Consider the following 17842-nt stretch of genomic DNA (forward strand, 5'->3'; position numbering starts at 1 on the left):
CGCTTGGCACCGTAGGCACAACACACCGGCCCAGATACCGCTGCGTAAATGAACGCTAGGTTTCAGCTACTTAAAAAGGTAGTCTAAATAGGCCTATTCTAGAACTAAAAACAGACTATTGAAAAAAAGGTCCTTCTAATGGCAAATCTTTAAACATAGCCATATTGATACCCATAATTTGAATCTGACATTTTAACGTCATTCAACAAAAAGCCCATATTCTTGAGTTTTCCATGAGCATTAATATCTAGAATGAACTCCATGACTTTCTTTTTGGTATGACCTGCCCTAATTAAGTAGAGTGTTAAATCAGCATACTCACTTATTAAAAAAGTGTCCGCCAGAATCATTGAAGGAGCCGTATCCACAATCACATAATCGAAACTATTCTTAAGCTCTTTGAACATATAACCCAATTTCTCGTTTTGCAAAAGCTGAACAGGGTTCGGAGGTACTGGCCCAGATGGGAATAACTTTAAATTTTCATGTAGTTTTGAATCCTCAATAAAATCATCAATCGCGCTATCTGAACCCGCCAAATACGTACTTAATCCTTTAGCGCTCAAACCACCTCCTTCATAACGTTGCAATTGGGGGTTTCTTAAATCGGCCCCGATTACGACAACACTTTTTCCGGTTTGAGCCAAGGTCATTGCAAGATTGACAACTGTAAACGTCTTACCTTCCCCTTGGGTCGATGAGGTAACATATATACATTTTCCCTTTCCTGCCGTGGCTTGCCCCCCTATGATATAATTTAAGTTAGCACTTAAAATATTAAACGATTCCGCAATCAAAGATCTCTCATTTGCCCCAACTACAAGAGATTCACCTGCCGTTATATGGGGAATTTCCGCAACCAAGGGAATCTGCATCGCAGCAGCCCTCCTTATTTCTTCTCGGGTTCGTATTTTATTATCCAAGAGTCTTTTTATGTTAATCGACAGAAAGGGTATGAACAAACCTAAAAGCAATGATACGGCTATGACTATTTTGTTATTGGGTGAAATCGGCACGACATTAGCGTGTGCCGCATCGACCAATTTTGCTTTCGGCGCCGTAACCGCAAGGGCCAACGAATTTTCTTCACGCTTTTGAAGAAGGAACAAATAAAGAGCCTCCTTAATGTTTTGCTGACGTTCAATTCCCCTAAACTGTCTTTCTTGAGAAGGCACCTCGGAAATTTGAGACCCTAGAATACCGGCTTGCCTACTCAGATTATCCCCGGCTATTCTTAAATTAATTCGCCTACGTTCCAAACTTGCCCGAATATTGCTCTTTATCTGCTGAACTTGATCTGTCAAACGAACTACAAGAGGGTTTTTTTCCGTTGCTCCGTTCAACAATCGATTCCGCTCAAGCAAGGTAGAGTTGAATTCATCTATTAAGGCATTGGTGCCCGATTCGTCAATCCCGAGATTGGTCGGCAACAAATTAAAATCATTGGTTCGCAAATGCTCGATCATAGCATTCGTGAGTTCCAATTGAGTACTTACTTCCTGCTGCTGTTTCTCATATTCACTTGCATTTTGAATTATAAGGGACGATTCCGCATCAATATCGGTCAACCTATTGGAAGTCTTAAATTCTTCCTTTCCCGATTCGACAGAATCTAGTTCGGAGTTGATTATACTTAACCTTTCGTCAATAAAAAATGCACTATTTCGTGCAATCAAATTTTTATCTTCGATAGCCTCCTGGTTATACTCAAAAATCAATTGGTTTAAAATGTCCTCTGCCCTTTCCCTTACCTCGTCAACAATATTCACACGAATCAAGGTCGAGTTTTCATCAACCAATTCAACCCCTAAATTCGCTATATGACGACTTGCAAGACTTTCTACGGAAACAAACTTAATATCCACCCCGACCGGCTTGTCCGGTTCTGGAACAAAATCTTCATTTGCCTCAATTACAAAATCAACGAAATCAAGCTGGATTACATCCCCAAGTTCACCAACGAGCTTTTTTTCATCGAACAAAGTAATTTCAACACGGCTTGAGTCCATTTTTTGAAGACTAAAAAAGTTACTCTCTCCTTGCACCGCTTTTTCCAAAACTTTTTCATCCATGCGCATAATCCGTAACAAATACGGACTTTGCTTATAGACCTCTCGCCTCGGGAATCCCTCTTGATCATAATATAAAACCTGAAGCTGTAATGCCTTCACGGCATTAACCATTAAACGTTTTGATCGCAACAGACCGAGTTCATTTTCTATGCTACTCGTACTTAACCCTTTAAGCAGGCCTAAATCAGCAAAGGCCGAAGCATCTCCCGATGGGCCTTTACTTTTTTCATTTTCAATAATTACACTAGTGGAGGCCGCGTAGGTTGGTATTGTAAAGCGAAGGTACAAGAGCCCCACGACCAAGGCTATGACAATACTGATCAAGAACATAGGCCAATAGCGTAGATAACTATCGAGCAACTCCCTAAAATCAGGTAATTCCCGTTCAGAAGTGTAATATTCCTCTTTTTCTATAGCCATAATTTTTTTACAAGTTTGATATTATCATTATTCCTATCAACAAGGGCCGATTAAAAAGCACCTATAGAATATCTATTTCAATAATTGACGTTTTAAAAACTATTACCTCTTTATCGAGGGCTTTCCTTTAATTTTTTCTTTGATCAAGTAATACAGAAAAACAATTCCGTAATAGATATACCTCTTCCACATTCTTTTAGGTTCGTTCAACAAACGCCCCAACCATTCAAACCCCAAATTTATCCATATTTTACTTGGTCTTCTCACCGTTCCGGCATAAAAATCGAAAACAGCCCCTATAGAACAAATTAAACTGGTATTTAAGTTCTCTTTATGGGCATGACTCCATTTTTCTTGTTTGGGTGCCGTCATCCCGACAAAAAGAACATCGGGACGGAATGCATTTACAGCGTTGACCATCATTTCAGAATCATGTTGGTCAAAAGATGACTTATAAGGAGGTGAATAACTGGCAACAGAAATATTGGGAAACTCCGATTTTAAACGTTTTTCGATTTTTGTCAAAGTATCTTCAGAAGCGCCTAAATAGAAACATGAGCCATTAGTTTCGTTCAGCTTATGCAATAGAAAGTCATGTAAATCGGCACCCGCTATCTTTTTAATCTTTTTGCCTTTCAAAAATCTTGTGGCCCAAACCATACCGATACCGTCTGGCAAAAGAATGTCTGCATGTGCCAAAGCCTTTTGAAACTCCTTGTCTTCTTCAGCTATACAATAGGAATACTGATTTACCGTATTTATCTCAAGCTTACTATTAAAGGGGATGTTTTTTAATTCATCCACAAAGAGGGAATACCCTAAGCATTCTTCCGTTTTTAAACCTTTCATCACAATAGCACTTTGAGTAATGGAAAACACCTCTCTGTTGGAGAATCAATTCAAAAACTGCTTATTCGCTGATTTCCAGAAGTATGGCCATTAAATTATTTTCAAAAGTTTTATACGTATACATTTTTTCATATCTATTTCTACCTTCTTTCCCTAGTTGCTCACTTAAACTTGGATTCACAACGAAACGTTCAAGAACCCTTGCCAACTCTTTCCCATCCTTGCGAGGCACCAAAAATCCCGTTTTCCCATCTTCCACAATATCATCGATCCCCCCTTCATGGGTACTGATTACAGGCAAACCGTATTGCATTGCTTCAAGAAGCACTAGAGGAAAACATTCATTATGATAGTATGTAGGAAAAACAAATACGTCAGCATTACTAAAAAACCCTATCTTCTGTCTTCCGTATTGTTTCCCATGGGCGAATATATTTTGCGTAATGCCCAATTGCCTTACTCTCTCATAAAAATAATCCTCCGAAATATCGGACCAAGCTCCAATGAAGTGACATTCAAAATCCAGTCCTTTTTCTTTCAAAAGACTGCAAGCCTCTAAAAGAACCAGAACTCCCTTCTCTTCCATCATGTTGGAAAGAAAAAGAAATTTACATGGTGTTTCAGGAAGCCTTTGCCTTTTTTGTACAACATCTGACTCTTCCGGTATTCCATTAGGGCAGAAATACACATTTTCCGGTCTTACGTACCTTTGTATATCATAAAACAAAAGTGATGATAACTGAATACTATTCGTATTTTTAAAGACGAAACTATATAATAAATGGTTCAAATACTTCTCGCTACTTTTTGCTACTCCCTTATTATGAAAATGATACAGAATTTTCTTACCAAATAACTTAAGTATGAGTACTATCAGAAAATCCTTATAAAACCCAGCTCCTTTTGCCGTCAGGGTCATATAGCACAAATCATACTTCTTCGTGCTCAAGGCTTTGATTACTTGCCAACCTATAGCGAAGGTCGTTGCAATCTTTTGAAAACCTCCCTTTCCGATTTTACTTAAGGTAAAAGAGGTTGTCAAATTAATATAGTCCGTCTCGAATGCCGAGTTGATCTTTTGACTCTCCTTAATTTGTTTCCCAACCATAGCCGCACCATTCACGGGAGGGGGAATATGCAATATGAAAAGAATTTTTTTCTTCATTGACACATTTAGTATTACAATAATTGATTCTTATAGCAAGCGTAGGTAACAAACCGTTTAACTATTTCATTGGGGGAAGAAGTGGGGGGACAGGAGACACGGTTCTAACTATCAGGTGGAAATGTAGCCATTTTACCCGATTCTTTATAATTACTGGGAACCTTCTTTACAAAATTCTGTTATACCAATATTATTCTCTGCTAATTCGTAGCTCTTTGGCAGGGTTACCCCCTATTATTGAGTTAGAAGCTACATCTTTTACAACAACGGACCCGGCACCTATCTTAACATTATCACCTATTTTTATATCACCTATAATACAAACATTACAACCTATTTCTACGTTATTGCCAATAATCGGGCTGCGTGACAACTCTCCATTTGACAAGATTTTATTTCCAATAGTGGTAGAATTCCTAAGTGTACAATTCTCTCCAATTATAGTTCCGTCATTAACGACCAATGCTTGTCCATGAAAAATTTTCAAGCCTCTACCTATTCTGGTTTTATAAGGCAACTCTACCCCAAGAAACCACTCCACAGTAATTCTGTAAAATACCAGATAAGGGATAAACAAGATAAAAACAATACGGTTTCTTGTTGCCAAATTAGCCAATCGAAAGCCTAACATGATTAACTGTGCCTTGATATTACGTTTATTGCTTTTCCAGTCTTGAAATAGGTAGCTCATCATTTTACATAGAATTAAAAAAGGTTCTTTATTTTAAACTTAATTCTATTGGTAATGCTATTCATACTACTAAATTGTTTGAGAATTTCAGCATCAACCGCAATACATTCTTGGAATGTAAAATTGTTTTCAGAGGTATCATCAAGCTCAACATCAAAGCGATTATATTTTTGATTGGTATGTGTAGCCTGTTCACTAAACCCAATGTTTCTAACCTTAGAAATCAAAGGAAAAACACTATACAGGTCATGTTTGTATTGATGATAATTATATCGGATCGCCCACGAATTAATTTTTCCTTCTTTTTGCCTTTTTAACATTCTGAACAAATCGCTTCCATATATGTTGAACTCACGTATTTTCTTTCTGTTCTTAGAAAAGGAGTCAAAATCACGAATCTCCCAATCAATACCCTGCCATTGATCATCCCAAGTTGCCCAGCCCCATGAAGATGACCTTTGGGCAAAGAAAGCGTCATAGCGGTACTCATCCGATTTTCGCTTACGAACGCCCATATTATAGCCACATATTGACAAAATTCTAGGGTTTTCCCGATAGTACTCCAACCCCTGGTTCATAAAGACTAGAAAATTATCGCTTACCAGCAAATCGTCTTCTAATACTATAATTTTTCCATGCTCCTTTAACACACCAGACACCCCGGTAATTATAGAATGGGCCAGCCCTTTATTTTTCTCTGAAAACCTTAGTTCCACCTTCTGAAAGCCCGTTACGGTTTTCAAATAAGAACGAACTTTCTCCACACCTTTTTGGTCTTCGAGTGTTTTGGGCCCATCTGAAAACACATAAAGAAGACTCTTACTTGCCAATTGCGCCTTTTTCAAACGATCTATGGTCTGGGCTAATTCCTCTATGCGATTATACGCAAATAGTGCTATTGGACTCAAATTCTGCGCCTGGCTATTCATTTTTTAGAAGTATTAAAAGTTAAATCTGTAGGCCTTTGAATTTTGGGTTTAGCTAATTTTCTCCGAACGACCGGCCCCATTGACAATATAAAAAAACTTAATGCCCAAAAATCTTGCGAACTATATAAAGAGGAGGAAAACATTCCAAAAACCAATACTTGCAAAAACAATAAAACCACCCAACCCGAATCATCTTGTTTCTTTAACAGAAGGAATGATTTTTTTAAGGTTACCAATACCATGGCGACAAAAGGTATTCCACCAACAAGACCTGTCGTCATAAACGCCTCAATAAAAAAATTATGGGGATACCCCCCATTACCTATACCTGACGGAATTAAATAGTAGCTGCCAAAAATCGGCGAGTCTAGAAAATGACCTATGGCATTCGCATAAATCAAATCCCTCCCACTTGTTTCCCCTGTTTCTATGGCAGATAATAGTCGGGTTACAATACTACTGCCCACAACTTCTGACAATTCGATCAAAAAATCCAACGAAAAATAAAAAACCAATGCTGAACATCCTACCAATATTACCCCTTTGACAAGACCTGACTTAGCTAAAAAATAAAAACCGCTAACAGCCAAGAGTACAACTACAGGCGAACGAGACCCAGCTTTCATAATAGAAACGATTCCTAAAAGGAATAAAAGCACATAAAGTATTTTGCCATATTTAAATGGCCTATTAAGGAAACCGTACATGGCAATTAATGCCAAAGAGCATCCCATTTGCCCATAATTTATGGTATTCACGGTAGAATTGGCATCATAGCGCCCAACTAATGGTGGAGGGCTTTGTTTCGCTAGAAAAAAAGCGATAAAGAGCCCCAAACCCAAACTGGTTAAGAAGAAAAAATAAGATTTATTTTTTACAAAAGCCTTATCATATCGAAAGGCAAAAGCTATAAGTATACTTAAAAACAATCCTATAAAATCTTTTGGCTGCCCCATCCCAATTGGATAATTCTTCCAAAAGACATCCATAAAAACATTAACCAAGTATATAAGCGAAACAAAAAGAAAAAGTTGTTCCCCCCAGTTAAAACGATATAATTTCCGATGATGAAAGGCTATTATAAACACAGCTGCAGCGACCCTCAAAGCCCATAATCCATTCGAAGCAAATGAAGGTGGCAGACCTACAAGATCAGGTATGAAAGTAACCAATAAAAAAAGGCTGTAAAAATTCAATGAAAAATGTAGCCTTTCCTTGTAAGTTTTATAAAAATTCATATTTATGTTTTAATCCAAACACCATTACGGGCATTTAGAAAATACTATCCCAGTTTGAAAAAAAGCCCAAAGCTAAATACCTAATACTTTTTCGGCAAACATTTTAGGGCTATGGTTTTTAACGAATTGATGCTGACCAACTACCTCTGCTTTTTTTCCTATCATTTCAACCATCTTCAAAGCAATATGTTTCGCATCGGGCACGTCTAACAATTCCCCCAATTTATATTTTAACACCAACTCCCTTAAAAGTCCTGCATTAGTCGCAAGCACCATTTTCTGAGAGGCAGCGGCATGCCCCAATATACCACTAGAGAATTCAGCATTTTTATAGGGTAACAAAACTGCATGACACTGGTCAAAAAGACTCTTCATCATTTTCGATGGCACAAATTGATTGTCCCAAATAATCTGAACGTCAGTTTTATCTTTTACTTCCTGAATTCGACCCTTATATACGGCCATGTCATTTTCATTACTCGCCTTACCCACTAACAAAATAGCTATATCCTTCTGCTCGGCAACATCCACACAATGAGCAGAATTAATAACTTCATCGGTACCTTTTCTTGCTCCCAAAGCCCCAATATGGAGGTATATTTTTCTATGCGGATCAATTTTATAATGCTCATAAATATCGAAATTCGGCAAAGGCCGAAGCTGGGGAATGGGATCAGGCAACATGTGAAAACAATTTGTGCGAAACTCTTTGTTCATATAATCTACCGTTTCGTGATCATTAAGCACAAAAACCTTCCTTACCTTTGGATTACCAACACACCATTTGGTAACATAGTACCGCTTATAAAATTCTACTTTCTGTTTTAAGGATTCTCTTTTTAACCTATAAAACTGCAAGAACAAAATTGAAGTGAGTTCATAGGAAAACCTCCTAAAAATAGCTGCGTATTTAATGAAATGGAAATCAAGGGCCACAACACTATCCACCTTTAATCTATTAGCGTAGCGATTCATAGTATCAAAAGAACGAAGCGACGACCATATACCATTGGAAGCATCTAGTTGTTGTGATTCGTCTAATGAAATGGGTGTCCAAATGATGTTTTCAACATTTTTGGATTTTAAATAAATGTCCGGGAACATTTCAGAAAAATTAGGATGAACTACAAAATAGTATGTAACCCCACCACAAGGGGACTCGTGTAAATAATCTACTAAATGCCCTATATACTCTGAATGATGACCTGTGATAACAGTATCATAAATAAGTTTCTTCAAAATTTTAAATATTTTGTGTATTTAAACATCCCCATTTTCACAACCATTAGGTTCTAATTCCAAATCTGTAAAGAAAAAGTCTAACGTAATATTTTAAGGCATAAATCAACGGGTGTGCTTTTCGATTAGCCAATATTGTACCCTTAAATTTTTTAGTTTTAATATCATCTAGAGACTTTTGATCATATAAATAACCATCATTATGAATGTATTTATAAGGAAAATATCCATAGTCACTTAAGTCCCCTTCAAGTAGAATATTTCTTTTTTTACACAAAAGGCTGAGTACCGATTGATCATGTCTATGGGCATTAAATTCCGGATAATTATTTAATCCCATAGCATTGGGGGTGTCACTTATAATTCTATGGTCACTACAATATTTGAGGTACTCTTCTACAAAACTAATTGATTTCGGGCTTTTCTTAAGAATAAAGAAATTACCGGTAACCTGAACGGTATCGGAAAAATTCGGTTCATCACATTCCATCAAAACAAAGGCATCCCGTTTGGTCCACTGTCTTTCAATCAAAGGCAAGGTAAAACATATTACATCTTCATTTTTCTCATTCATGTAATTTATAATTCGCCTTACATTTTTCAAAAATATTGTTCCACTGTCCGCATAAATCAAATAATCTCCTTCCTCAATTTCAGCTAAAGCTTTTTTTACCAAATAGGGTTTCCAAAAATAGTTGCCAAACCCCTTAGAATGCTTTAACAACTCTTCATTTTGGTTCAAAAAAGAAGAATCTATATCTTCAGGGCTATATTCAAAAACCTTATCTATACCTCCCAAAAATTTTGCCGTAACAGTATTCCAACGCTGTTTCGTTTTAAAATCTCCATTAGCAAAGTTTAAAGAATATACCATAGCCATTATTATTAGCACAACAAATTTCCCTAAGCAAAAAGAATCTCGAAAAAACTTATACGCTCTAGTTTTTGTGAAAAAATTTCACAGGAAAACCGATGTTACACCAGCCTCCCCTTAAACTTAACCCACTAGATATCCGCATTTTCCTTTTTACCCCTACTTCATACAAGCACTTTCAGCATGATAAACTCCTCAATGCCGCTATCAAATTTTTCTAATGAATTTTGCCGGATTCCCTCCCCAAATTTCGTTTTCAGGTATTGATTTTGCGACAACACTGCCTGCCGCTACGATAGATCTTTGACCTATTCTTACACCTTTCGTTATAATAGAACTCGCTCCAATGAATACATCATCTTCTATAACAACAGCAGCACTTTTGGCATTTACGCTATCCGTCTCAACATTTCTTCTCAATTTATAGTCCAAGGAATGCATATCAGAATCAAAGAGAATCACATTGCCCCCTAATTTCACATTATTGCCAATCGTGATTTTTTCCCTACTCCAAATGGAAACGCAACTCATCCCCACATTATTCCCTATTAAGATTTCAGCCTTTTCATCAACCCTGATACAAGTTTTTAAATTGCGCCCAAGCGGATTCATCATATTTCCACTAATTACATTAAGGTTATCGCCTATAATCAACTGTCCTCTTACAACAAGTTTTATCGGCCCCATAACCATAAGGCTTTTACCTACCTTGACACCAGCCAGGTAAAAAACGAATAGATTCTTTAAAATAAAAAATTTGATCTTTAAACGTTCGAACATTGTCTACAAAATGAATATTTCAATAAATCAACTTTTGGCCAAAGACATATTTGACATTATCATTATAGAAAAAAATGAACATATAGATTCATTTGTTCCAAAGTCCTTTCGCCTTGTTATTTATAATTTTAAAATATTGTATCGGATATATAATACATGCTATCAACAATGAAACACAGGTTGCCAACATCACTCCTGACAATCCCCAATTGAGCGTTTTTCCAAAATAAATACTTAAAGGAATATTCATTACCAATGAAAACAAACTCACATAAAGTTGTAGTCTCATTTTACTTATCCCATTTAAGAATTGGACATAAATGGCCTGAAAAGTCATTAATAGGGTAAACAAAGCCATTGAAGCAGATAAACCCATGGAAACATTTATGGTATCCCCTACCCAAATATTATAAAACCAGTTTGAAAAAATCACCATTATGAATAGTACTACAGGAACACCAAACCAAATTTTCTGTAATTTTCCAATAGAGTTTTTTATCCAATCATATTCCTTTTTAGCATATGCCTCCGTTATTGCAGACCAATAAGGCGCAACCAAAATGGAATAAGACATAAAAACAATGGAAAAATATTTTTGGGCCACATTATATGGAACAACTTCACTAGGACCAAAAATTTTTGTGATTATAAAATTATCCGTTGAAAATAAAACTAAAACACCTATTTGGATTATGAAAAAATTTAATCCAATACCCGTAATCTCTTTAAGATATTTAACTTGAAATAAAGATATGGTAGGTTTATAAATCTCATATTTCTTAGAGAAAGCAAAAAAGTTCAAGCCCAAAAGGATCAAAACCGGCAAAGCAGAAAACAAGATGCCATAAAGCAAAAATGAACTTACATCCACCCTTAATAAAACCCAAATCAAGAAGAGCGATAAAATTCGGGTCAAAAATTCAATCTTTACATTAATCGAATGGTTTTGGTCTGCTAGATAAACAGAGGTTATCAATTTCAGAACCAATTGAATGCAAAAGAAAGAGAATATTATCAACATTAAGGTCTGTAGCACCTCATTTAGGTTTTCACCAGTATTAAAAACCAAGGACCAATCTACAAAACTACTTACAACTAAGAAAAGGAGCATTAATCCTAAAGCTACAATACCAATAGTAAAATAAGCACAGCTAACATAAGCTCTAGCCAAGATATCATTACCAACGGATTTAGCTTCGGCAAATTTATTTCTTAAACCATGACCTAAACCAACATCAAAAAATGAGAACCAACTGACAAAAGAGCTGATTGTCAACCAAACCCCATAATTCTCAGTGTTTAAATAGTCAATGGTTAACGGAACTATCAGAAAATTAGATACAACACTCCCTATTTTAAATATAAAGGACCAACCTATATGCTTTAGAATGTTTTTTGTTCTACCAGAAAGAAATTTAAATCGGCTCAGAAAATCACTTGTCACCCCTTTCAATTTGAATAAATTTATAATAATTAAAACAGAAACATTGTTTTGTAGTCCTTAAAGAATATTCCATACAACTTCTCCGTTATCAATCGATTAACAAAATCTAAAATAATAGCACCGCATTGAAAAACCTTCGAATCAAAACAAATTAAACTATGCATTGAAATACGGCTCCGCCTTGTGAGTCCCACATCAAAAGTGCATCCACATAAAAAAAAGTTCCTGCGAAATGTTCAGAATTCAACATAAAGCCAAAGCCTAGACAAACGTAATCTTTTATGTAAAAGTAAGTTAACTTATGATTTCATCCCTCGAGGTGTTTGTCAACTATTGAGAATATGACAGCAAAAGCTTTAGCATTTTTTATTAATTTTAACAAAGCATCGCTCCTGACCTAAAAATAGCGAGACAACGCTTTAATTATTACACACTTCATAATTAACACTTTTTAACACATCAAACACAAGAGCAATACGCATTTGCCCTATATAGTTTCTTTTAATTATAAGATTATCAACTGCCCCCAAATCGGCAAACATCAGTCTTAAATGTTTTCCGTTAAGTTATTTCATTTGAGCTTTTTATCCTTTTTTTATAGTTGCCCTCTCATCAGCCCACAATTGAGCTACCGTAACACATTTCATGAAATCATCACTTAGCTTAACATTATTTCAAGCTAGTCTCCATGCCCGCTTACTGGTCTGCCATACCCAAAAAAACATCTTGCGACCCCCTGAACCTAAAAGCAATATTACGTTTGTTTTACGCTTGTTTGACAAAAACATAAGATTTAAATAATGGTGTTTAAATAGTCCTTTTCCATCGTTCCACTACTGAATTTCAACGATTGGCGGATAGCATACCTCAGTGAAGAGCCAAAGCTTTAGTGCTTTTTCCTCCTTTTTCGGTGTAACATGCAATACACTCCTATTCCCACATTTCACCTGAAGTCACCAATCAAAATTATTAGCCTTCTGCAAACACCTATCAAAAAATAAAATAGGATATTTTTTAATGGCCTTCAAAAGAAACAAACGATTAGTTCCATATTCAGAACACCAACTTAAACAATGTAGGAATAACCTTTATTTGGTCTATGAATTAGGTATATGAACGAAAAAAAACGTGGTTTTCTGACAAAAAGTATTCTTTGCCCGTATATAGTCTAAAGCACTTATTTTGAGACGATTTTTCAGAAGTTCCCTCTCTCTATATAATCTAATCTGTATTGCTGGTGTATTTGTATGTACATCAACAATATCAGCACAGGTGAAAATCGGGGAAAACCCTGACCAAATAGATGATACTTCATTACTTGAACTAGAAAGCACCACACGTGCTTTAGTTCTAAGCAGGATAAATAATGAGCAAATGTTCGCCATTAACCCTAAGGAAGGGGCCTTGGTATATAATACCGAAGAATCTTGTGTATTTTATTTTAATGGCGCTACGTGGGCCGATCTTTGTAACGGTTCTGGAGACCTCTCTTTTACGGACAATAATGATGGTACTTTTACAATTCATACCGACAGTGGGTCTTTCACGTTCAATACAGCACCGGAAACCCTTACACGCTTTATCGATAATGGAGACGGTTCTTATACCTATGTGGATGAAAACAAGCAAGAAACCATCATTAACACTGGCATATCGGGCGTAGCCCATAGAGGAACACCAGGGTCGATTTTTTTTGCAAATGAAGACAATGGTTCGCCTTTTGAAGCCAACGAACATCTATTTTGGGACAATACCAATAAAAGATTGGGCATCGGCACAAATACACCATCAAACCAAGTAGAGGTGGTTGGTATTTTGAAATCATCAAGGATTACCAGTTCATTTGGCACGGCAAGTTTTCCTTCGTACCATTTTACCGGAAGCTTCAATTCTGGCCTATTCGTCCCTAGTTCAGGTGATTTGGCGATGGCCTCCGCCGGAAAAGAAGTGGCTCGTATCACGGGTGGCAATCGAATGGGCATTATGGTGACCAATCCACAAGCTACCTTACACGTCGGGGGGGACCTTAGAGTTGATGGCGCCATTATTGGCCGCAATGGAACCACCGTAGCCAAACAACAAAAAACTGAAACCAATATTCGAAGACTCTCCAGTAGAAAAGCTCATTTAAGCCTTACCGATTACACGGTAGTTTTAGAGGATGCAGTGGAATACCTTTCCCTACCTATACCTGGAGAACAGAATCTAGGCCACATTTATATCATTAAAGATTTAGGAGGTCAAACAACCAAACTCAACATACCTTACGTTGACCTAAAAAGCAAAAAATCCTTGAACACCAAACACAAGGGCACCTTATGGTTACAAAGTGATGGCACGGATTGGCAACAGATAAATTAGATTTGACCACCTATATGACTCAAAAAAGTCATTCTTAACTTCAAAGTAATATCGTATATGGAATACTATAACAAATAGCTTATCCATTAACTTTCATATTTCACTTTCTCTTTAGCCCCTAAAATCGTACTTTTCAACTAGGTTTCTATGTAACGATTTTTATGAAAGAAGAACTGTTCACCGATTTTCAGGAAGTTTCCGCGAAAGCGTGGAAACAAAAGATCCAGTATGATCTTAAAGGGGCCGATTATAACGAAAAATTGGTCTGGGAATCCCCCGAAGGCATCAAGGTCAAACCCTTTTACCATGCCGATGACCGGACCACCGAACTTTTGCCCGCCCCGACTGCCCCGAAATCATGGAACATTGTTGGACATATTAGCGTAGAAACAGCTGCCACGGCCAATGCTAGGGCCTTGCACGCCTTGGAAAACGGAGCCGACAGCATTCGCTTTAGCATTACTTCGGCCCCAGCCGACCTTAAGGCCCTGTATCAAAACATCGCGCTTGAACATACCGAGGTTACCCTTGATTTTCAAGACCTTCCTCCAGATGCCGTACAATACTTGGGCACCCTACAAAACGATCCTTTGGCCCTGAATCTAGACCCTATAGGCAAACTGGCCCGCAGCGGTAACTGGTACCGTAGTATGAAAGACGATTTTGAGCTGCTCGATACGCTACTGCTCCCGCCCAAAGCCCTTCCCCAAAAAAACACGATCAGCGTAGATGCCTCACTTTACCAAAATGCGGGGGCGACCATGGTGCAACAACTGGCCTATGCCCTGGCCCATGCCAATGAATACCTGAACCGCTACCCAAACTTGACCTCCCTAAACCTTAAAGTGGCGGTAGGCGGGAATTATTTTTTCGAGATTGCGAAAATACGGGCCTTGCGAAAGCTTTTCAATTTGCTCGCCCCGGAATACAACAGTAACCTGCATTGCCACATCGAAGCCTTTCCGTCGCAACGGAACAAAACCCTCTACGATTACAATATGAACATGATACGGACCACTACCGAAGGCATGTCGGCCGTATTGGGCGGGGCCGATGCCGTCAGTAGCCTGAACTACGACTTTATATATCACCACAACAACGAATTTGCCGAGCGTATGGCTCGCAACCAATTGCTTATCTTAAAGACCGAGAGCTATTTCAACTCGCTTGAAAAGGTAGCGGACGGCAGCTACTATATTGAAAGCCTTACCGACCAACTGGCGGAAAAAGCCTTGTTGCTCTTTAAAAACATAGAGGCGGGAGGCGGTTTTTTAAAACAACTGAAACAGCACACCCTTCAAAAGAAAATCAAGGAAAGCGCCCAAAAGGAGCAGCTCCGCTTCGACAATACACAAGAAGTATTGGTCGGCAGCAATGCCTACTCCAATCGCGAGGACCAAATGAAGTCCCAACTCGACCGGAATCCCTTTATGACCCGACGTGCGCAAAAAACCTTGATCGAACCGATCATTCCGAAACGCCTAAGCGAAAAATTGGAACGGGAACGCCTACAGCAGGAAGGATGGCAAGAACGCTCAAATCAGTAGAACGTGATTCAGATGAGAAAAGACATACAGCACATAGCATTTGAAAAAAGGCCGGCCGAGGCCCCGACCGGAAGCGACAGGGAGCACCTAAACTTTGCGGCGGGCATCCCTCCTTATTTACGCGGCCCCTACAGTACCATGTACGTACAACGCCCTTGGACGATCCGGCAATATGCCGGTTTTTCATCGGCGGAAGAAAGCAACGCCTTTTACCGAAGGAACCTGAAGGCAGGCCAAAAAGGACTCTCCATTGCCTTTGATCTGGCGACACACAGGGGATACGACAGTGACCACGAGCGAGTGGTCGGCGATGTGGGGAAAGCAGGCGTGGCCATCGATACGGTAGAGGACATGAAAATTCTCTTCGAGGGTATTCCCCTGAACGAAATGTCGGTCTCCATGACCATGAACGGGGCCGTATTGCCCATTATGGCCTTCTATATCGTTGCCGCCGAAGAACAAGGTGTGTCTTTACAGGAACTTACGGGCACCATACAAAACGATATTTTGAAGGAGTTTATGGTGCGCAATACTTATATCTATCCGCCTTCGCCCTCCATGGAAATTATTGCCGATATCTTTCGCTATACCAGTGCACATATGCCCAAATTCAACAGCATCAGTATATCGGGCTACCACATGCACGAAGCGGGCGCCACCGCCGAACTTGAACTGGCCTATACCTTGGCCGATGGCCTGGAGTATATCCGAACAGGCCTTAAAGCAGGACTCGACATCGATAGTTTTGCGCCAAGACTTTCCTTCTTCTGGGGTATCGGCATGAACCATTTTGCCGAAATCGCCAAGTTAAGGGCAGGGCGTATCCTTTGGGCGAAACTGGTAAAACAGTTCCATCCGAAAAACGAGAAATCGATGTCGCTCCGCACCCACTGCCAAACCAGTGGATGGAGCCTTACCGCACAAGACCCCTTCAACAATGTGGCCCGGACCACCATAGAGGCCCTGTCGGCCGTATTGGGCGGTACCCAAAGCCTGCACACCAACGCCTTGGACGAGGCCATTGCCCTTCCTACCGATTTTTCGGCCCGCATTGCCCGAAACACCCAATTGTTCCTACGGGAAGAAACCAAAATCACCAAAACCGTAGACCCATGGGCCGGCAGCCATTACGTGGAACAACTCACGGAAGAGCTCACCCACAAGGCTTGGGAACTGATCCAGGAAATAGAAGGTATGGGAGGTATGACCAAGGCCATAGAAACGGGCATCCCCAAATTACGTATCGAAGAGACGGCCGCTATAAAACAGGCCCGCATCGACAGTAGCCGCGATATCATCGTCGGGGTCAACAAATACCTGACCGAAGATGACGATATGTTGCAGATTCTGGAAGTCGACAACCACGCTGTACGGAAAAAGCAACTCGAACGCCTACAATCGGTAAAGCAGAATCGCGATAAACAACAGGTAGAACAGGCCCTAGACCGACTCACCGAGGCGGCACGACAAATTGCGAATACATCACAAGGGCAAAACACCCGCGAAAATTTATTAGCTTTAGCGGTAGATGCCGCAAGACATAGGGCCACCTTGGGCGAGATCAGCACGGCCCTAGAAAAGGTATTCGGCAGATACAAGGCTAACATTCAATCGATAACCGGCGTGTATTCAAAAGAAATAAGGGAAGACAAAAGCTTTAAACGGGCGCGCGAACTTTCAGACCGCTTCGCCGAGCAAGACGGTAGGCGCCCCCGCATCTTGATTGCCAAAATGGGCCAAGACGGGCACGACCGCGGCGCCAAGGTCATAGCTACAGGCTATGCCGACCTAGGCTTCGACGTAGATATAGGTCCGCTCTTTCAAACCCCTGCCGAAGTGGCCAAGCAGGCCGTTGAAAACGATGTTCATATTTTGGGGGTTTCCTCTTTGGCCGGAGGCCATAAGACCTTGGTACCCGAAGTGATCGCCGAACTAAAATCTTATGGACGCGACGATATTATGGTTGTAGTGGGCGGTGTCATACCGAAACAAGATTATCCCTTTCTACTCGAAAGCGGGGCCATAGCCGTATTCGGACCGGGGACCAAAATTACCGAAGCCGCCCTTCTTATTCTCGAGATCTTACTTGACGAAGGCCCCTGAGTTCAAATCTGAACTGAAAATCAGGCATTTTCACAGCTACACTTTTTCCTGCTGAAGAAGTGAAGCCTCCCTACGTTTTATATTGTTGAGCAAATAGCAAAATACAACAAATTTGTACTATTTGTACTAC

Annotated in this window: 13 protein-coding genes; 3 read left to right on the plus strand and 10 right to left on the minus strand. The window is 39.3% G+C overall.

Annotated features, from left to right (window positions below):
• Window positions 1–149 precede the first annotated feature (149 nt).
• The 10 genes from B4Q04_RS00715 to B4Q04_RS00760 form a co-directional block, all read right to left on the minus strand.
• Window positions 150–2492, minus strand: coding sequence for a GumC family protein (locus B4Q04_RS00715; RefSeq protein WP_088695712.1), 2343 nt, complete (start codon window positions 2490–2492; stop codon window positions 150–152).
• A gap of 102 nt (window positions 2493–2594) precedes the next feature.
• Complete coding sequence (locus B4Q04_RS00720; RefSeq protein ID WP_088695713.1) at window positions 2595–3341, minus strand: WecB/TagA/CpsF family glycosyltransferase; 747 nt, start codon at window positions 3339–3341, stop codon at window positions 2595–2597.
• A gap of 61 nt (window positions 3342–3402) precedes the next feature.
• A complete protein-coding gene (locus B4Q04_RS00725; protein WP_088695714.1) occupies window positions 3403–4506 on the minus strand; it encodes a glycosyltransferase family 4 protein in 1104 nt (367 codons plus the stop codon).
• 190 nt (window positions 4507–4696) lie between these two features.
• Window positions 4697–5200: a serine acetyltransferase gene (locus B4Q04_RS22915; RefSeq protein WP_088695715.1), complete on the minus strand. Its 504-nt coding sequence runs from the start codon at window positions 5198–5200 to the stop codon at window positions 4697–4699.
• 11 nt (window positions 5201–5211) lie between these two features.
• Window positions 5212–6126: a glycosyltransferase gene (locus B4Q04_RS00735; protein ID WP_088695716.1), complete on the minus strand. Its 915-nt coding sequence runs from the start codon at window positions 6124–6126 to the stop codon at window positions 5212–5214.
• Complete coding sequence (locus B4Q04_RS00740; protein WP_088695717.1) at window positions 6123–7364, minus strand: O-antigen ligase family protein; 1242 nt, start codon at window positions 7362–7364, stop codon at window positions 6123–6125. Before B4Q04_RS00740 ends, B4Q04_RS00735 begins: the two co-directional genes overlap by 4 nt.
• Window positions 7365–7436: 72 nt before the next feature.
• Window positions 7437–8603, minus strand: coding sequence for a glycosyltransferase (locus tag B4Q04_RS00745; RefSeq protein WP_123772314.1), 1167 nt, complete (start codon window positions 8601–8603; stop codon window positions 7437–7439).
• A 46-nt stretch (window positions 8604–8649) separates the two neighbouring features.
• Entirely contained in the window at window positions 8650–9477 is an 828-nt protein-coding gene (locus B4Q04_RS00750) for a hypothetical protein (RefSeq protein ID WP_123772315.1), read from the minus strand.
• Window positions 9478–9684: 207 nt separating this feature from the next.
• Window positions 9685–10257 (minus strand): acyltransferase, encoded by a 573-nt coding sequence (locus tag B4Q04_RS00755; protein ID WP_088695720.1) that lies wholly within the window; start codon window positions 10255–10257, stop codon window positions 9685–9687.
• Window positions 10258–10345: 88 nt separating this feature from the next.
• The gene (locus B4Q04_RS00760) at window positions 10346–11701 is read right to left on the minus strand and encodes a lipopolysaccharide biosynthesis protein (RefSeq protein WP_236630981.1); all 1356 of its coding nucleotides are present in this window, start codon (window positions 11699–11701) and stop codon (window positions 10346–10348) included.
• Window positions 11702–12973: 1272 nt separating this feature from the next.
• Here B4Q04_RS00760 and B4Q04_RS00765 point away from each other — a divergent pair.
• The 3 genes from B4Q04_RS00765 to scpA all read left to right on the plus strand — a co-directional run bounded on the left by B4Q04_RS00765 (window position 12974) and on the right by scpA (window position 17712).
• Complete coding sequence (locus B4Q04_RS00765) at window positions 12974–14062, plus strand: hypothetical protein (RefSeq protein ID WP_088695722.1); 1089 nt, start codon at window positions 12974–12976, stop codon at window positions 14060–14062.
• 161 nt (window positions 14063–14223) lie between these two features.
• Window positions 14224–15609, plus strand: a complete 1386-nt coding sequence (locus B4Q04_RS00770; protein ID WP_088695723.1) for a methylmalonyl-CoA mutase subunit beta — start codon at window positions 14224–14226, stop codon at window positions 15607–15609.
• Between the two features lie 12 nt (window positions 15610–15621).
• Window positions 15622–17712 carry a methylmalonyl-CoA mutase gene (gene scpA, locus B4Q04_RS00775; RefSeq protein ID WP_013992493.1) on the plus strand — a complete coding sequence of 697 codons (2091 nt, stop codon included), beginning with the start codon at window positions 15622–15624 and terminating at the stop codon, window positions 17710–17712.
• The last annotated feature ends 130 nt before the right edge of the window (window positions 17713–17842 follow it).

Origin of the sequence: Zobellia sp. OII3, from assembly GCF_002211465.1 — a bacterium.
Lineage (GTDB): Bacteria > Bacteroidota > Bacteroidia > Flavobacteriales > Flavobacteriaceae > Zobellia > Zobellia galactanivorans.